This window comes from Sphingobium fontiphilum, assembly GCF_014196635.1.
In the GTDB taxonomy this organism is placed as follows: Bacteria; Pseudomonadota; Alphaproteobacteria; order Sphingomonadales; family Sphingomonadaceae; genus Sphingobium; species Sphingobium fontiphilum.
This window is the reverse complement of sequence record NZ_JACIEB010000001.1, coordinates 505,256-522,051: the sequence shown is the minus strand read 5'-3', so window position 1 is coordinate 522,051 and position 16,796 is coordinate 505,256. Positions and strand designations below refer to the sequence as shown.

Here is a 16,796-nt window from a genome sequence, read left to right as displayed (position 1 = left end):
GCGGGTAAGCCCTTTGTCGCGCCCGCAAAATAAAGAGCAACGACCATCCCAGCCTTCGGGGGAGGGCGTTCGGAAAGGCCGCTTCGGCATCAGAACAAGGGGGGTTATTGATGAAATTGTCGCACCGTTCGCTCGCAAGGCGATCTCTCATTCTGCTAAGCTCATCGACCATCATCGCCGGTCTGGGCGCCACCGGCCCGGCCCGCGCGGCCGAGCCCGCCAGCGCGGCGGCTCCAGCGGAGGAGGCCGGCGCGGAAGAGGGGCTTGGCGACATCGTCGTGACCGCCACACGCCGCCCCGAAAGCATCCAGAATGTGCCGATTTCGATGCTGGCGCTGGGCGCGGAGACGCTGGGCGAACGTCAGGTCAAGGGGCTGAGCGATTTCGCCGCCCTGCTGCCGTCTGTCTCGTTCGAGGGGATCGGCCCCGGCCGCAACACCGCCTTCTTCCGCGGCATCGTTCCGGCTGGCGGCGCCTATGCCTCGGTCGGCTTTTATCTTGATGACATCCCGATCACCGGCACCGAAGTGCCCGATATTCACGCCTATGACCTGGAGCGCATCGAGGCGCTCTCCGGGCCGCAGGGGACGCTCTATGGCGCGGGGTCGCTGGCGGGCACCATTCGCCTCATCACCAACAAGCCCAAGCTGGATGCGTTCGAATTCGGTTATGACGTCGAGGCCAATAAATATGGCAAGGGCGATTTTGGCGGCCAGCTCGAATCCTATATCAACATACCGCAGGGCGACACGCTGGCGCTGCGCGTCATGGGCTATTACAGGCGCGATGGCGGTTATATCGACAATGTGCCCAATAACGGCCTGCTGAACAATGGTGCTCCGGCCGTTTACACTCTGGGCGATAACAATCCCAACACCAGTTTCGCGCTGGACAATAGCGACATCGCAAAGGACGACTATAACAGCATCAAGGAATTTGGCGGTCGCATCCAGATTTTGTGGCAGCCTGCGGATGGCTGGGAAATCACGCCGCAATTCACCGGCCAGCGTCAGATCGCCAATGGTTATTTCGGTTATGATCATCGCGTTGGCGACCTGGAGGTCCATGATTATGACAAGACCCGGAATGACGACCGCTGGTATCAGGCGGCGCTGAGCATTCATGGCCATATCGGCGACTGGGAGGTCGTTTCCGCGACCGGCTATTTCAAGCGGCGCACGAAGACGCTGAACGACTACACCTATTACACGGTGACCTATGACGGCTTCGGCGCCGGTTATGAGAGCTATCTGCAGTTCTTCGACAATTGCACGGGTTCGGGCGCCAGCCAGCAATGTGAAATGATCGACCCGACCCAATTTTATCATGCCGATTGGCACCGCAACAAATTCACGCAGGAATTGCGGATCAAAACGCCCAGTGAATGGCCGTTCGACGTGACGGTCGGCGGCTTCTATCAACGCCAGAAGAATGAGAGCAACACCAGCTACGCCATTCGTGGTCTGGATACGATCACCGGCTACACGGCGACGGGCGGGGGCGATGTTCCCGATGGCTTGATCGGCGTGCCGGCCATGTACGGCATTGCCTATGACGATGAAGGCAACCCCTATTTCGACACCGGCGACGTCATCAATCCCAACGGCAACCCGCTGGGTACGATGATCTATGGAACCCCGGCGGTGAAGGGCGACGCATTCTACTTCGTCGAGCAGAACCAGCTCTACCATGACAAGGCGATCTTTGCCGAGGGCCACTATAATATCACGCCAAGCATCAAGATCACCGGTGGCATCCGTTATTTCTGGACCGATTATGCGGTGAAGGGCTTTGCCGGCGTGGCGGCATCGGCGGCCAATCAGGTCACATCCTATTATGTCCCGACCGGCACCATGGGATGCCCGACGCCACTGCCCGCAGAACGGCTCCAGTGCCTCAACACCAACTTCCGCGCCGCGGACCAGACCGGCCGCTACAAGGAAGATGGTGAAACGCACAAGATTGCGCTCGATTGGCAGATCACGCCCGACAAGATGGTCTATGCCAATTATTCGACCGGTTTCCGCCCCGGCGGGTTCAACCGACCGCTGCGCATCCGCAACTTCGGCCCTGTGGACGTGGCGCCGTTCCAGTCGGAGACGCTGACCAACTTCGAACTGGGCATGAAAACGACCTGGGGCGGCATCTTCCGCTTCAACGCCTCCGTCTATCTCGAGAAATGGAACAACATCCAATATGGCGTGGTCGTGTCCGGTGCGCAGGGCGCGGGCATGACGGGCAATGCGGGCAAGGCCGAGGTCAAGGGCATCGAATATGACGCCAAGCTCAAGCTGGGCAAAATCACGATATCCTCCTCCGGCGCCTTTAATGACGGCAAGCTGAAGGGCAATTTCTGCAACTTCGCGCTGGACAGGACGACGTCGACAATTTCCCAATTGTCGAGCTGTACCCTGGGCGAGGATGTCGAAGGGTCCAGCCCGCCGACGCCGCAGGTCGCCGCCGCGAACGGCACCCGGCTGCCGCGCCAGCCCCGGTTCAAGGGGACAACCTCGATCCGTTACGATACGGAACTTGGCAGCCTCGATGCTTTCCTGCAGGGCGCGGCGCTTTACCAGACCGGGGCCACGCAAGACCTGAACGTCGACAACAATGCGCTGCTGGGCAGCACGAAGGGCTTTGTCAGCTTCGATTTTTCCGGCGGACTGAAGAAGGATAGCTGGAGCCTGAGCTTATTCATCCAGAACGCGTTCGACAAGCGTGGGCAACTGACCAGGAACACCTTCTGCTCGATCGATTTCTGTTCGGGTTCGTCACGCACTTTCACGATCAAGCCGCAATTTTTCGGTATGCGTTTCGGCCAGAAATTCTGATCCGAAGCTGAGCATGCCGACTGCGCCCGCCACGTCCCTTGCGTGGCGGGCGTTTTCCTTCGGGCGTTGCGATCAGCGGGAAAGGGCGGCGAGAAGGATCGCGCGCAGGGCTTCGACCCGGGCGGGACCGGTTGCGTCGTCGACCATCGCCTCCAGCGCGCGGGCGGCAAAGCCCGACATTTGTGCGGTCGCGAAGCTGATCCCGTAAAGGTTGCGGCGCGGCGGCACGCCGGGGATGGGGCGGGGATAGCCGGACGCGAGAAAATGTTCGCCATCGCCCGACAGGCCAAAGGTCGCGCGGGGACGATCCCAGTCAAGCCCCACGCCGATCACCCCGGGAATCGCGCCCGGCAGGCAGGGCGCGCCATCGACGTCATGGGCGGCGACAATGGCGACGCCCGCCTGAAGCGCGCGCTGCGCCGCCTGTGCAAAGGCATCGCGGTGCGCCGCATTGGTGCTGCCGAGGCTGAGGTTGATGATGTCCACCCGTTGATCCACCGCCCATTCGATCGCGCGGATCAGCGCAAGGCCGGTGGTTTTCAGGCTGGCATGGAATACCCGCACCGGCAGGCAGAGCGCATCGGGCGCTATCTCCTGAATGGCGGCGGTCACGGCCGTGCCATGACCCAGCCGGTCGATGCTGGCCTCGCCGCCTCCCTCAATGCTGCCGTCGCCGGCGATGGCGACGCCGTCTGCGATCCGTTCGGCCCGGATATGGTCGTGGCCGACATGCACGCCGCTGTCGATGATCGCGATGCGCGCGCCCTTGCCGGTCAGGCCGGGTAATGGCCCATTATCCTCGTCCCGCATCAGGCGGGTAGAGCCGGTTTGCGGGGGTGAGTGACGGCGAGCGCCCCTTCGCCCAGCGTGATGACCATATCCGCCATGTCGGCGAGCGCAGGCTTGTGGGTGATGACGATGATGGTGGCGTCGGGCAGCGCCTGCCGCAGCCCATATGCGACCAGCCTTTCGGTGTCGCTGTCCAGTGCGGCGGTCGGTTCGTCCAGGATGATGACAGAAGGGTGTCGCAGCAATGCGCGGGCCAGCGCGACTCGGTGGCGTTCCCCGACGGAGAGGGCGAGGCCGCGTTCGCCGGTGGGGGTGTTCAATCCTTCGGGCAGGCGGTCGATCAGCGGTTGCAGGCCCGCCAACGCTGCGGCGCGCGCAATGTCCCCGTCCGTGGCGCCGGGCCATGCAAAGGCGATGTTGGCGGCCAGGCTGTCGTTGAACAAATGGGGCGTCTGATCGACCAGAATGACCTCGCGCCGCAAAGCGTCCAGGCGGATGTCGCGCAGGTCGATGCCGTCGATCAGAATATGGCCGGCGTCAGGGTCCAGATAACGGACGATCAGGTCGGCCATGCTCGATTTGCCGATGCCGCTCGGCCCCAATATCGCGCAAAAGGCGCCCGCCGGAATGAACAGGTCTGCGTCGACCAGCAGCGGTCGGCGATCATGGCTGAAAGACACGCGCTCAAAGCGCAGCCCATGTCCGACCGGGCCAATCGGCAGGGCGTCGGCGCGCTCGGCCACATCCGGCGGGGTGTCGAACAGGGCGAAGATTCGCGCCAGCGACACGCGGGCGGAAGCAAGGCCGGAGACCAGCCCCATCAGCACCTGAATAGGCGAAAACAGCCGCGACTGATAGGTCATGAAGGCGACCAGGGTGCCGATCGTCATCTTGCCCGCGAAAATCTGTGCGCCGCCATAGAGGATGACGGCGGAGGAGGAGGCGGTCAGCAATGTGCCGGGCAGGGCGCCCGCCATGAAGGAGGTCAACTGCATCTTCAGCATGGAGGACACGAAGGCGTCGTTGCGCGTGCGGAAGCGGCTCAGTTCATGGGTTTCGGCGCGCAGCGAGGCGACAGTGCGCATTCCCATGACGGTATCGACCAGCAGGCTGCCGAGGTCAGCGCCCCGTTCGCGCATGTCCCGGGTGAGCAGCGTCAGCCGCCGCTGGAAATGCAGGAACAGCAGGATGCACAGGGGTATGACGACGACCCCGATCAGGAACATCAGCGGATCGAGCCACAACATCATGACCACGCACCCCGCCAGCATCAGCACGTTGCTGAGCACCGACAGCAGGGAATCGGCGGTCACACGCTGAATGTCGCTGACGTCGCTGTTCAGCCGCGACATCAGGTCGCCCAGCCGGAAACCGGCGTAGAAACGGGGCGAGAGCGTCTGGAGGTGACGCAGCAGGGATGCGCGAATATCGAACAGCATCGCCGCCGAAGTTGCGACATAGCGATAGCTGGCGAGCATGTTGAGCGCGAAGCCGCCGAGCGAAACGAGGATCATCGCACCGGCAATCTCCACCAACGCCCCCATGTCGCCGCGCAGCAGGGCGTGGTCGATCATCAGTTTCGACAGATAGGGCTGCGTCAGGCTGAGCGCCGTGGCGGTCAGGCTGATAAGCAGAACCAGCGCCAGCGGCCGGTAATAGGGGCGCAGATAGGGCAGCAGGCGGCGATAGCTGCGCCAGTCGGCAATCGGGGCGGGCGGCGCGGGAGGCGGCGGCGTCATGGCGTCAGGCGGCCAGGTCGCGGGGGACGAGGCGGAAGCCCTCCAGCGCATAGCGGGGCGGCGGTTCGCGTTCCAGCCGGGCGGTGCAGGCGGCAAAGCCATCCGCAATCGCCGCCTGTTGCGCCCGCCACCATGGGCCATCGCCGCCGCTTTCGTAAAATTGCGACGACAGGCGCAGGTGCCGGCGCATGGCGGCGACCATCATCGCCCGATAATGGGCGAGCAGCGGTTCCGCATCCTCGCCCTGCGCCATGGCGACGAGGATGGCGGACGCCAATATCGCCTGACGCGCCGCCAGCGCCGTGCCGTCGCCGCAAATCGGGTCGAACGCCATGGCGGACGACCCGCAGGCGATCCAGTCCGGGCCGGTCATCGCGCGGAGCATGCGGGGGGTGGTGTCAAAGCTGGTCGCAGGGCCTGTCAGTGCCATGCGGGGCCGGATATGCCGGCTTTGGTCGAGCAGCGTTTCAAGCGGCTGGCCGACGCCCAGCAGCCAGGCTGTGGCCTCGCCCGCCGGGATCAGGAACAGCCAGCCCTGTTCGACCGATTCGACCCAGCAGGCGTCGGCATCCTGCGCGATCAGCAGCCGGGCGGGCGCGGTATGGCCCGTGCGGTCGCCGAACCGCCGGGGTTGCATTTCAGGCGCCGGACGGGCGGCATGGATGGTGAAGAAGGGCGCAGGGCCGCCATCATCATCGTCCCGGCGCGCGAAGGCGAGGTCGTTGCGCCCGAGCATGACGGCATGATGGGCGAGCGTTACCGGCGGTTGCCCGCCCCAGGCGACGATCCGCCGGGCGATGCGGGCATTGTCCGCAAACAGCAAGGGCTGATCGAGGCAATCGCGCAGCAGCGCCCGCGCCGCGTCGCTCAGCATGATCGCGGGAACGCCGGGCGCGGATCGGGCGACAAAATGCGCCTTCATGCCCGCCATGCGCAGGCGGTGGGCGCAACAGGCGGCGGCCACCCCACCGCCGGTGATCGTTACGCCCCAGGGCAAGGTCATGGAAGGGTCAGCAGGCCCGCCATGGTGATGTCGTTGGTCAGTTCCCAATCCTGCTCCAACTTCAGAGTCTTGGCGTCGTAAACGGCGATATCGAAACCGGCGCCGTAGATATAGAGCTTCTTGCCGTCGCGCGACATGCTGAAATAGAAGCGGCGGCGACACGGAAACTCGGCCTTGTCCAGCGCGGCGTTGGTGGTGAGGTCGAAATGCCAGAATTCGCAACGCTGGCTGCCCAGGTCGCCATTGACCGCAACGGTGTAACCGTCCTTCCCGTCCGGCGTCACCTGCAACCCGGCCATGTTGGCGGGCGCGGGGCCGATGGGCGCGAAGGTGAAGCTGCGCGCGGACAGGTCGAAACGCGCGATGCCGAACACCTTGTTATGGACATAGGGGTCTTGCGAGTTGAACAGCGAGATATATTGCCCGGGCGTGTGCAGCGTTTCCAGGCTGCCGCCGATGCCGACATCCATCATGCCCGGAAAGTCGGGTTTGGCGAGGTCAATGCGATCGACCACCTTGAAATTGCTCGTGTCGACGATCAGCACCTTCTTCTGGAAGATATAGAGCGTTTTGCCATCGGGGGAGATGGCCATGCGGGTGCGATAGCCCGGCCCTTCATCCTGCGGGTCGACGTCGACGGAGCGGACGATCTGTTTGGTCTTGAGGTCGACGACCATGAAGCGCGGCTTGCTGATACGGTAGCTGTCGATCTCCTTGTCCATCCGGATGCCCATGATGTAGAAATAACGGCCGGTGGGATCGGGGACGCCGCCTGTGAAGCGGTAGCGCGTTGTCCCGCTGTTCAGGCTGATGCTGTTGATGACCTTGCGCGTGGCCGCATCCAGCACCTCTATGCCGCTCTGGGTCAGGGTGGTGACATAGATGCGCTTGCCGTCGGCCGACATTTGCAGGTTGGTGGGCAGACCGCTGGCCAGCGTGACCCGCTCGTCGACCGAACCATCGGTATCGTCGACAAACTGGATCTGGTCGGGATAGCCGCCCAGAACGATGGTGGAGGCGGAGGCCGCCGCTGCGCAAGCGGACAGGAGAGCGGCAAGGGCAAGGCGGAACGGCTTCATGCGGCGGTCTCTTTTCGCAAGAGGGGCATCGGGCGTGGCGCGGAGAGATGGATCAGGGGAATACCAGGTCCAGATTGCGCCAGTCCTTGGTCGCGACGGCGCAATTGGCGGCCCAGTCGGACGAATAGTTCACATGGTCGGCGACCTGAACCGGCCAGAAGCAGGTGACGTAACAGTCGTAAATGTCGCGTTCGACCGGCTGGCACAGGCCCGCCGTGCCGCCGCCCGCATCGACTTCCCAACCGGGCGAGAAGGACAGGGTGCAGCCCATGGGCACATGGGGGCGTGGCTGCTGCTGCAGCGCGACGACATCTTCTTCCATGAGCGCGGCGGTCTGGACGATGCGGTCCGCCTTTTTGTTGACGGGGCGAAGATGCTTCATGACAGGCCCTTTCGTGCTGCGAAGCGTTCCAGAAATTCGGGGTTCTGCACGCTGACCGCGCCATAGATGCGCAGGCAGGTGTCGGTCCATTGGCGGATCCAGTCGCAATAATGGAGATTGGCGTGGCCGGTGTCGCCATAGCGCACGAACGCTTCATGGTGGCATCCGCCCGCGCAGAGCGGCCGCGCCCAGCAGCTTTGGCATTCATATTTGGCGCTGACATGGCCGCGGGAGAGGAAATCCTGCCGCTTGTCTTGATCGATGCCGATCGAAATATGGCCGAGCGTGTGGGTGTCGGCGTCGGTGAAACGGTGACAGGGCGACAGGTCGCCCGAAGGACTGACGCCCAGCAGGCCGAGGCCCGCGCCGCAGGGGTGCGATTTGTTGACGCCCTGGATCAGTTCGCCGATGGTTTCGCTGACATTGGAAAAACCGTGCATCTGGCCGCGCAGCGCATGTTCCAGCCATTCGTCGGCCAATTCATGAAACTGGGCCAGCACGTCATCCATGCCGCTGTCGTCGATCATATAGTCGCGCTCGCCCGAATTGGTGACCGGGGCGAAGCCGACTTCGTGAAAGCCCAGATCGTCCTTCAGATGGCGATAGATGCGGATGACGTCGGTCACGCCGTCGGTCAGCGTCACGCGCGCGGTGATGGCGCGGGTGCGGTGCTGCGCGATCAGCTTGCGCAGGCGCGGTTCGATGACCGCATAGCTGCCCTTGCCCGATTTGTAGACGCGCCTCTTGTCCTGAAGGTCCGGCGGCCCGTCCATGCTGACGGTGACGCCGATTTCCTGTTCCGACAGGAAGGCGATAATTTCATCGGTGAGCAGGGTGGCGTTGGTGGTCAGGCTGAACCCGATGGTGCGACCCTTGGCTCCGGCCTGTTCGCGCGCGTATAGAACAACATCGCGCAACAGTTTGAAATTCATCAGCGTTTCACCGCCGAAGAAGGTGATGTGCGCGCCATTCGCGCCGGCCGATTTCTCCAGCAGGAAATCGACCGAGGCCCTGGCGGTTTCCAGGGACATATATTTGGGTTTGCCCCGTGGCGTGGCGATCTTGTCGTCGCCGAACTCGTAGCAATAGGTGCAGGCGAGGTTGCACTGGTTGGTGATGTTGAGCACCAGCGCCTGCAAAGGAAAATCGGCGGGCGGCGTCTGCGGCGCCAGCGCGATGGCCGGGCGCACCGCGTCGGACACGATGCCGTTGACGAACAGCAATTCGCGGATCAGGTCTTCAGCGTCCGTCCGGTCATAACCTGTATCGAGCAGCGCCTGCACAAGGTCGGCATGAGAGAGTTGCTCATGTTCCAGCCGACGAAGCACCGCATGCGCGCCTTCATCCAGGGCGAAAATCGCGCCGGCCGACACCAGATAGACGAAGGGCTGATCCGCCGCCTGAAATTCGTGCATCTCGCCACGGCGATAGTGGCCCGATGTCAGGGCTGTCATGCTTGTCATTGGCCGACCTCCGGCTGGTCCCAGCGTTTATAGGCGGGGACGGTGGTGACGAGATAGGCCTGTGCGGTGAGCGGCTTGCCCTGCTTGTCCTTCAGCGCCCTGGCGGTGGCGACGACCCAGACTTCGCCATAATTGTTGCGGCTGAACTTGCGTTCGGGATTGGGGCCTTCGACATTAGGGGTAAAGAAACCGGAGACGTCCAGCGTGCCGACATATCTGATGTCGTCATCATAGGTGACGGTCGCAAATTCCTTCATCGCCCAGGTCGACGGGGCCGTCATTACCGGGAAATCGTCGTCGGTGCGCGGCTTGCCATCGGGGCCGCTGGACCAGGCGATGGCTTCGAACTGTTCATAGCCCTTGCCATATTTGATGCCGCCCAGATGGGTGAGCGCGGTTTCGGGCGTCACCTTCAGATAGTCGATGGAGGCATAGACCGGCAGCGCCTTTTCCAGCACCACGCCGCCAACCGCGACATCGTGCCGGCCCGCGATGGCATTGGCGGCGACGTCGACCGTCGCGACCAGCTCGGCCGAAGATACCGCCGTCAGCTTGCGGACCGTGACGCCGCTGCCAAAGTCGACTTCGGCGGGGGTAAGGCTGGCGGGCAGCGCGTCGCCATAAATGCGCACTTCCACGCCCTTTGCGCCAGTCGGCAGGGCTTCGGGTGACACGGCGGCGATCACCGGTGCTCCGGTCGCGCGGACCATTTTCACGTCGAGGCCGAATTCATGATATTCGCCCCAATACCAGCGACCTTCGGCGCTGTTCTGGCCGGGCGCGAAATACATGGTTTCGCGCAGGCCGCTGGCCATGTCGTCAGGGCGGGCGACGGGCCCGGCGGGCGTCGATGTGCCGCGCCAGCTATAGCCCGCATAGACCAGCCCCTTGCCCGATCGCGTCAGCGTCGCGCCGCTGTCGAGCGAGCGCAGCGTGGTGGAGGTGGTGAAATCGTCGCCAGCGGGCGTGATCGTCATGGTTCCGATCATGCGGCCATGGCCGCGCTGGCTGGCGGTGACGATCCATTTGCCCGACAGACGCGGCGCGCCGATGCGCGGACGCCATGCGGTCCAGGCGGCGCTGTTGAGCGGGACTTCCTTGCTCAGCCAGTCGAGCGCGAATTTGGCGTGGGTCGGCTTCTTGACCGGTTGATCGCCGCGGGGCGGCGGCGGGGCCGAAGGATCGTCGACCGGGCGGTTGAACTCCGCCTCCGCCTGCGAATAGAGCGCGACATGCATGTTCTGGAGCAGCGCCCATTCGCGGTGGCTGCGACGCGACGACAGCGGCTGGGCAAAGGCGTGGCAGGTCGCGCAGGCTTCGCGCATCGGTTCGTTGGGGATGATGGTTTCATCCTGAATCCGCCGTTCGGCCAGATACATGACCGGCTTTGCCTCTTCGGGGGCCAGACCATGCCAGGTGCCGAGATATTTGATGACCGATTTCGCCTCTTCGGCGGTGATCGACAGGCCGTTCAGCTTGACCATGCGCTTGATCGTCTGCGCCCAGCCTTCGGGCGTGGCGCGGATCCAGGAAATGCGCGACAAATTGCCCTTGGCGTCAGGCGCATGGCACGATCCGCATTTTTCCGTGGTCAGGGCGTCGGTCACCGGGATGCCGGTTTCCTTTTCGGCCCAGTCGGTGGGGTCTTTGCCCGCTTCCGACGCGTTGGGATCGACCTGAGCCGTGACGATGGAGGCCGACAATATGGTGCCGCTCAACAAGGGCAGGACCAGCAACCGGCGCTTGCCAAGGTTGCGCCAGCGATCGGCCACGCTTTGCCAGAAAGCGGCAACGCTCCGGCCTGGCGCCGTCATGCCCTCACGATCGGAAAGTCCATGATCCTGCTGCGTGACGGTCATAATCGAAATGCCCCCAAAAGATCAGAAATACCGTGGATTCCCGGTCGGACAATGAAAGATAGGACGAGTGTCAAAAATTGGTCAAGTGCAATTTTGTGCATGTGCGAATATATTGTGGAAGGAGCCGTCGCCGAGACCCCTCAGGCGTTGTTCCGGCGTTAGCGAGCGGTCTGGCCGTCATAGAAATCACGCAGCGACGCGGGGGCTCCGCACCGTTTCATGGCGATGGCCACATTGCGGGCGCGCTCGCGAGTGAGATTGACGGAACTGAGCGCGCGGGGCCGTGCGCGGGCGACATCTTCAGCCGTGAAAGGTTGCGCCTTGACCGGGATATTGGGCTGGCCGATGACGTAGACGACATAGTTCATCAACTCGGCCAGTTGCGCGTCGTCGCGCACGCGACTGTGGGCGACATTGGGCAGGCGCAGCAGATAATCGCGGGTTTCGGGCGTGCACAGGAACCAGCCGACGCGGCCCCGAAGCTCGGGGACCAGGGCGGGGGCGGTGCTGCCGGTCACGCCGTGGCAACCGCCGCAATTTTCGATATAGTCGGATCGCGCCAGGGCCGGATCGCGCATACCAAATGCAGGATGCGCCAGTGGCGTCGTGCCGCCTGCATAGCCGGCCGCCGTCAGCAGCGCGGTCGCCATCGAGCCTATGATCCAGCGACGGGCGATCATTGCGATGCCGCTATTCGGCGCCGCCGACCAGAACCGCGGTGGAGCAATGATATTGCATGCTTTGCGTGCCGAAGCACCAGATGATGTCGTTGTTGAGCTGCGGCGTGTAAATCTGGGTCTGGCGATCGGTATTGTCGCAGAAACACTGGTTGCAGGTGGGTTTGCCGCAACAGTCGCGATAGGCGATCAGATAGGCCTTGCCATTATCCGGGTTGATGCAGGTGCCGACCCAGGAGACCGGGGACGGTTCCGACCCGGCCGGGCAACTGTGGATGCCGCCGCCGCAGCAGGAACAAAGCGCCCCGTCGATCGCGCAATAGCGCCAGTAATTGCATTCGGTGTCGTCGCTGGACTGGGCGTTGCGGGCGAACGCCGTTTTCGCCTCGGGCGACCGGTCGGGCTTTGCGGCCTCGGCGCGGCTGACCGGCAACAACGGAAAGGCGGGCGCCGCCACCAGCGCCAGACCCAGGCGGGACACCATGCTGCGGCGCGATGTATGCCCGGCCAGCTTGCGGAGCCATTTTTCCCCGATAGCGTCGGTATCGAAAATCTTCATTGCGCGTCCCCCGCTAAACCCCGCTTACGCCGCCGCATTGCGCAGGCCCGAAATATAGTCCTGCACCGTCCGAACGCCCATTTCATGCGCGATCAGCAGGCTTTCCAGATGTTCCCGGCTGTTCACCAGCCCCTTGGACAATAGCTTGCCATCCTCGTCGATCAGCACGGCGAAGGGCAATTTGCTGACGCCCAGCGTCCGGCCCACGGCTTCGTCGTTGACGAAATCATAGCCTTGCAGACCATGGTGCGCGATCATCGCGCGTTGCGCCGCCGGGTCATCATCGCCCACGAAGGTCAGCGCCACCCGCTCATCCTGCGCAAAGGAGCGCGCCACCGGGATCAGGCCCTTGCAGAGCGGGCACTGGGCCGACACGAACATCAGCAGGCGCAGCGGAACGCCCGGCCGAGGCCCGCCGAGCGTGAGCATCCTGCCGTCCACCGACTGGCCCATCAGCCCGTCGGTATCGTCGCCAACGGCGGCGCCGCCCGCCGTCGCCAGCGCACCCGCCGGGGCGACGCGCATGTGCAATATCCCCACCTGCCGCGCCAGCGCGACCAGCGCCACGCCGAGGCCCAATATCACGATCCAACTGACAATCTGGGCGATGACGAGCGAGACGATCATGGGTCAGCGGCTCCGATTTGGGGCGTGGGAAGGGAGAGGCGTCGCGAAGGCTTTGACCGCGCCGATCGATTCAAAAAGGAGATGCAGGATCCACAGCGCGCCGCCCGCGAACAGGGCGCTGGCATGGGCCATCGCGTCAAAGGGCTGGGCAAAGTCCGTCGGGATCATCATCAACGCGGCGAGCAGCAGGTTGAAGAAAACCTTGCCCCAACCCAGCCTCTGTTGCAGGTCGAGACGGCCGCAGCCGCAATGGATCTGATGCCGTCCGCGCCCCAGATTGACCGCCATCGCCGTCGCGAACGTCAGCAATAATGCGACGGCGGCGATGGTCGCCAGCGGGACGGGTCCAACCAGCAACAGCGCGCCGATCAGAATTTCGGCGGGCGGCAGCGCGGTCGAAACCGGGGCCACCAGCCCAGCGGGCAGGATGCGATAATTGGCGACGACGCCGGCCAGGATATGGCGATGGCGAAGTTTCTGAACGCCCGCCGTGATGAAGATCAGGCCGCACCCGATCATCGCCCCCTGGGCGGTTACCGCCCCGATCAGGTCCAGCACGGCGCTCACAGACCCGGCGCCGCCGAAATGACGCCTGCGCCGGCCATCTCGATCCGGTGCTTTTCCTCGCCCGTCTTGGCGTCGAGGATGAGGCCGGCGCTCTTTTCATCATTGAGGAAGATGAGCGGATCAGCGCCCTGGGACACTTCGATATGGGCGGCCGGCTCCTTCAGCGCGATGCGGCGAACCACCTTGCGGCTGGCGACATCCAGCACCCAGATTTCATCGCCAAAGGCCTTGTGCGACCAATATTCGCCCATGTGCATCAGGATGAAAAGTTCGCCCGATGCGGCATGATAGGCCGTGGGCTGGCGCGAGCCCGGATACCAGCCGACGCTGAGCGGTTTTGTGGTCGCGGGCGCATAGCCAGCGGCTTCCTGAAGGGAATAAGGCTGGGAAATGGTGGGCGCAGCGCCCATTTTCGCGGTGTAGACAAGGCCGGTATAGGTCAGGAAAACCGCCATGTTCTTCGCCGGATCATAGGCGAAATTTTCAAATATCGGATCGTCCGAAGCCGCGAAGAACGGGGCGCTGTGGGTGATTTCCGCCTTGCCCGTGGGCGCGGCGACGGTCGCCATCGTGCCGTCGGAGCACAGGGCCGAAAAACCGACGCCCGGATTGGGGATAAGCGCCGCGCAACCGGGCAGTTCGATCGCCTGCACGAATTTACGCTTGGTCAGGTCGACGACATTGACCGCCGAAGCCGGGCTGAAACTGTAGACATAGCCCCATTTGCCATCGTCGCTCAGGATGAAATTCTGCTTGCGTTCATCGACCAATATGCGGTCGGGGATCGTGATTTCGGTAAGCAGCTTGAGCGTCTTGCTGTCATACACGGTCACCATGTCCTGACGGGCGCCGCGATTGCCCTTCGACCAGATGCTCTCGGACACATAATAGAAGCGTCCGGCGGGGTCGATCGCCATGTCGGAAAGCTGGCTGGAATTGACGATGCCGATCATTTTGCCGCTGCGGCCGTCGTAAATGGCGGTGCCGTCGATGCCCCATCCCGCCCTGACATAGAACCAGTCGGGCTTGGGCGTTTCAATCGTGACAATGTCCGATTCTTCGGGTTCCAGCCCGTGCGGGTCGGTCGCCTGAGCGGGAAAGCCGATGGCTGCAACGCCAACGGCAAGAGCCGCGACCATGCCACGCTGCCAAATCGAGAAAGACTTCATTCCCGCTTCCCCCAAAATGATGGCCAGCCCTGATCTTCCCCGTCACAAGGGCGGCTGTCCGACTAAGGCTGGACGATCGTCAAATATTCGTCAAGCGATTCTTCGCGCCTGCGAAATGATCCGATTTCCGACCATGGCGCGTGCGCCAGGACCAGCAAAATACAGGCGCCCAGCACCGCCAGAACCGCGGCCCCGATCATCCCGCCGGCGCCAGCCATCAGCATGGCGAGCGAACCGGCAAGCGGCCCCAGAATCATGCCCAGCGCATGGGCGCAGGCCACGAAACGACGAAAAATTCCGTCCCTGCTGGCGGCGCTGGCCATGCCGGAGCTGCGCACGATGACGGCGGTGGAACTGATGTTGAGCAGGACGATCGAGGCGATGAAAGGGAGCGTGCCGCCCTGTGCCGCGACGATCGGGCTGAGCAGGCCCAGCCCGCTGAGCAGGCCAGTGAGCGGCGGCGGCACGACGGGCTGTTCGCGCATGACCAGCAGGGCGGTGATCGCCCCGGCCAGCGATCCGGCGGCGACGGCGCGGCCGACCACATCCTCGCTCAGCCCGGCCGCGACCGCCAGACCGCCCGAAAAGGTCCACACCATCATCGTCGCGCAGATGAAAAGCAGGGTGGCGATGGCGGCGCACCATGCCCGTGCGCCGGTTGCGGCATGGGGCAGGCGGTCGACATTTCGCGTGACGCAGAGCGCCGGCGGCTGGGTTTGCTTCGACATCAGCAGGATAAGCAAAGCGGATATCGGCGCGAATATCAGCATGGCGAGCGCGGCCCGGGCGCCGAAGCCATCGGCGATCAGCGGCAGAGCCAGGGCGATGGCGGTCGCAAGCAACAACTGGAGGAGGAATACGGCGCCATAGGAGCCATGCGGACGGCTTCGGGCCGCATCGCTCATTCCCTGGGTGTAGATGACGCCCATCGCCATGCCATAGATGCATCGCAGCGCCAGCAGTATCGGCAGCGCCCCCCAATGGGCCGTCGCCAGCGCCGCCAGCGCCGCCGCCGATGCGGCGAGCATGGGGGCGACGCGGGGGAAATGGGAACCCCATCGCCAGGTCGCCACGGAACCGAAAGCCATGCCAGACTGCGTGGCGGTGACGATCCAGCCATGTTGGGGCGTGGGAATGTCGTGAGCGGAGGACAGCAGCGTCAGGAATACCGGGTCGATCCCCGGTTGCAGGACGCCAAGGCTGGCCAGTGCAATCGCGGGAAAGACAAGCCTTTCAGCAGAAGATTGCGACACAGCCCACTCCACACGACACAGGCGCACGACGCGCCGTTCGCCTTGGCAGGGCCACCCACTCCGATTCGGTCAGCGATATTTTTGTGTCAATTCCGCAATCTCGCCCGGCTGCACGGATTTGACAAGATCGACGAACCATTTGATCGACAGGGCCGTAATGGTCTTCATCCGGTGCGCCCAGGGCTTTTCAAAACCGCAAAAGGGCGTGGTGCCCTCCATCGACGCGCTGATGAAAAGGGCCAGCACCTGCACTTCATCGTCACTGAGAGCAGGATTGATGCGCCGGATATATTCACCGATCAGGTCGTGGACCTTCGCATAGAAACTGCGAACCCGTTCGGCGATGAAGTCATTATGATTGGCAAGCGCCCAAAGCTCGGTGAAAAGGCGCGTGGTGCGCGGTGAGCTGATGTCGTCCAGACAGAATATGATGACCAGCCCCAGCCTTTCTTCATCCGACATATCAGCCTGACGGACGTTCAGTTCCAGCTTGTTTTCATATTTGTCCATGATCTCGTCCAGCAGAACCTGGACCAGCATTTCCTTTTTGGGGAAATGATAGCTGACATTGCCGACCCGCAGACCGCAGGCCGCAGCGACGCGGCGGATGGTGAAGGCGGTCGCGCCTTCGTCGATCAGGACCGTCAGGGCCGCTTTCAAAATGGCGTCGACCGTTTCAGCGCCGCGCGAGTAGATGCCGGGGCGAACCGGGGCGAGATCAACGTCAGTCATTCCCGTCCCTTAGGCCTTCCTGGCCATGGGAACCACCCCTCAAACGGTCCAATACGACATATTCGGT

15 protein-coding genes are annotated in these 16,796 nt (G+C 63.4%); 1 reads left to right on the top strand and 14 read right to left on the bottom strand.

The window, feature by feature from the left end:
• Window positions 1–110: 110 nt before the first annotated feature.
• Entirely contained in the window at window positions 111–2,831 is a 2,721-nt protein-coding gene (locus GGR44_RS02385) for a TonB-dependent receptor (RefSeq protein WP_183953821.1), read from the top strand.
• Window positions 2,832–2,903: 72 nt separating this feature from the next.
• On the opposite strand, the gene qhpE is transcribed toward GGR44_RS02385, so the two are convergent.
• From qhpE to GGR44_RS02315, 14 genes are all read right to left on the bottom strand, one after another.
• Window positions 2,904–3,641: a subtilisin-like serine protease QhpE gene (qhpE, locus tag GGR44_RS02380; RefSeq protein WP_183953820.1), complete on the bottom strand. Its 738-nt coding sequence runs from the start codon at window positions 3,639–3,641 to the stop codon at window positions 2,904–2,906.
• Entirely contained in the window at window positions 3,641–5,359 is a 1,719-nt protein-coding gene (locus GGR44_RS02375; protein ID WP_183953819.1) for an ABC transporter ATP-binding protein, read from the bottom strand. The genes qhpE and GGR44_RS02375 overlap by 1 nt, the downstream gene beginning before the upstream one ends.
• A gap of 4 nt (window positions 5,360–5,363) precedes the next feature.
• Window positions 5,364–6,362, bottom strand: coding sequence for an FAD-dependent monooxygenase family protein (locus tag GGR44_RS02370; RefSeq protein WP_183953818.1), 999 nt, complete (start codon window positions 6,360–6,362; stop codon window positions 5,364–5,366).
• Window positions 6,359–7,441: a YncE family protein gene (locus GGR44_RS02365; RefSeq protein WP_183953817.1), complete on the bottom strand. Its 1,083-nt coding sequence runs from the start codon at window positions 7,439–7,441 to the stop codon at window positions 6,359–6,361. The genes GGR44_RS02370 and GGR44_RS02365 overlap by 4 nt, the downstream gene beginning before the upstream one ends.
• 52 nt (window positions 7,442–7,493) lie before the next feature.
• A complete protein-coding gene (qhpC, locus tag GGR44_RS02360) occupies window positions 7,494–7,823 on the bottom strand; it encodes a quinohemoprotein amine dehydrogenase subunit gamma (protein WP_183953816.1) in 330 nt (109 codons plus the stop codon).
• Window positions 7,820–9,286, bottom strand: a complete 1,467-nt coding sequence (gene peaB / locus GGR44_RS02355) for a quinohemoprotein amine dehydrogenase maturation protein (RefSeq protein WP_246344273.1) — start codon at window positions 9,284–9,286, stop codon at window positions 7,820–7,822. The genes qhpC and peaB overlap by 4 nt, the downstream gene beginning before the upstream one ends.
• The gene (peaA, locus tag GGR44_RS02350) at window positions 9,283–11,100 is read right to left on the bottom strand and encodes a quinohemoprotein amine dehydrogenase subunit alpha (protein ID WP_183953815.1); all 1,818 of its coding nucleotides are present in this window, start codon (window positions 11,098–11,100) and stop codon (window positions 9,283–9,285) included. The genes peaB and peaA overlap by 4 nt, the downstream gene beginning before the upstream one ends.
• Window positions 11,101–11,303: 203 nt before the next feature.
• Window positions 11,304–11,795, bottom strand: coding sequence for a cytochrome C (locus tag GGR44_RS02345; RefSeq protein ID WP_246344272.1), 492 nt, complete (start codon window positions 11,793–11,795; stop codon window positions 11,304–11,306).
• A gap of 40 nt (window positions 11,796–11,835) precedes the next feature.
• Window positions 11,836–12,381 (bottom strand): methylamine dehydrogenase light chain, encoded by a 546-nt coding sequence (locus GGR44_RS02340; protein ID WP_183953813.1) that lies wholly within the window; start codon window positions 12,379–12,381, stop codon window positions 11,836–11,838.
• Window positions 12,382–12,405: 24 nt separating this feature from the next.
• Window positions 12,406–13,008: a thioredoxin domain-containing protein gene (locus GGR44_RS02335; protein WP_183953812.1), complete on the bottom strand. Its 603-nt coding sequence runs from the start codon at window positions 13,006–13,008 to the stop codon at window positions 12,406–12,408.
• 3 nt (window positions 13,009–13,011) lie between these two features.
• The gene (locus GGR44_RS02330) at window positions 13,012–13,575 is read right to left on the bottom strand and encodes a MauE/DoxX family redox-associated membrane protein (protein ID WP_343052283.1); all 564 of its coding nucleotides are present in this window, start codon (window positions 13,573–13,575) and stop codon (window positions 13,012–13,014) included.
• Window positions 13,572–14,744 (bottom strand): amine dehydrogenase large subunit, encoded by a 1,173-nt coding sequence (locus GGR44_RS02325; protein ID WP_246344271.1) that lies wholly within the window; start codon window positions 14,742–14,744, stop codon window positions 13,572–13,574. Before GGR44_RS02325 ends, GGR44_RS02330 begins: the two co-directional genes overlap by 4 nt.
• A 62-nt stretch (window positions 14,745–14,806) precedes the next feature.
• A complete protein-coding gene (locus GGR44_RS02320; RefSeq protein ID WP_183953811.1) occupies window positions 14,807–15,997 on the bottom strand; it encodes an MFS transporter in 1,191 nt (396 codons plus the stop codon).
• Between the two features lie 69 nt (window positions 15,998–16,066).
• Window positions 16,067–16,729 (bottom strand): TetR/AcrR family transcriptional regulator, encoded by a 663-nt coding sequence (locus GGR44_RS02315; RefSeq protein ID WP_183953810.1) that lies wholly within the window; start codon window positions 16,727–16,729, stop codon window positions 16,067–16,069.
• Window positions 16,730–16,796: the final 67 nt, after the last annotated feature.

Excerpts from the sequence above, each read along its gene's own strand:
- GGR44_RS02385 (WP_183953821.1), top strand. The coding sequence starts at position 111 with ATGAAATTGTCGCACCGTTCGCTCGCAAGGCGATCTCTCATTCTGCTA.
- qhpE (WP_183953820.1), bottom strand. The coding sequence starts at position 3,641 with ATGCGGGACGAGGATAATGGGCCATTACCCGGCCTGACCGGCAAGGGC.
- GGR44_RS02375 (WP_183953819.1), bottom strand. The coding sequence starts at position 5,359 with ATGACGCCGCCGCCTCCCGCGCCGCCCGCCCCGATTGCCGACTGGCGC.
- GGR44_RS02370 (WP_183953818.1), bottom strand. The coding sequence starts at position 6,362 with ATGACCTTGCCCTGGGGCGTAACGATCACCGGCGGTGGGGTGGCCGCC.
- GGR44_RS02365 (WP_183953817.1), bottom strand. The coding sequence starts at position 7,441 with ATGAAGCCGTTCCGCCTTGCCCTTGCCGCTCTCCTGTCCGCTTGCGCA.
- qhpC (WP_183953816.1), bottom strand. The coding sequence starts at position 7,823 with ATGAAGCATCTTCGCCCCGTCAACAAAAAGGCGGACCGCATCGTCCAG.
- peaB (WP_246344273.1), bottom strand. The coding sequence starts at position 9,286 with ATGACAAGCATGACAGCCCTGACATCGGGCCACTATCGCCGTGGCGAG.
- peaA (WP_183953815.1), bottom strand. The coding sequence starts at position 11,100 with ATGACGGCGCCAGGCCGGAGCGTTGCCGCTTTCTGGCAAAGCGTGGCC.
- GGR44_RS02345 (WP_246344272.1), bottom strand. The coding sequence starts at position 11,795 with ATGGCGACCGCGCTGCTGACGGCGGCCGGCTATGCAGGCGGCACGACG.
- GGR44_RS02340 (WP_183953813.1), bottom strand. The coding sequence starts at position 12,381 with ATGAAGATTTTCGATACCGACGCTATCGGGGAAAAATGGCTCCGCAAG.
- GGR44_RS02335 (WP_183953812.1), bottom strand. The coding sequence starts at position 13,008 with ATGATCGTCTCGCTCGTCATCGCCCAGATTGTCAGTTGGATCGTGATA.
- GGR44_RS02325 (WP_246344271.1), bottom strand. The coding sequence starts at position 14,744 with ATGAAGTCTTTCTCGATTTGGCAGCGTGGCATGGTCGCGGCTCTTGCC.
- GGR44_RS02315 (WP_183953810.1), bottom strand. The coding sequence starts at position 16,729 with ATGACTGACGTTGATCTCGCCCCGGTTCGCCCCGGCATCTACTCGCGC.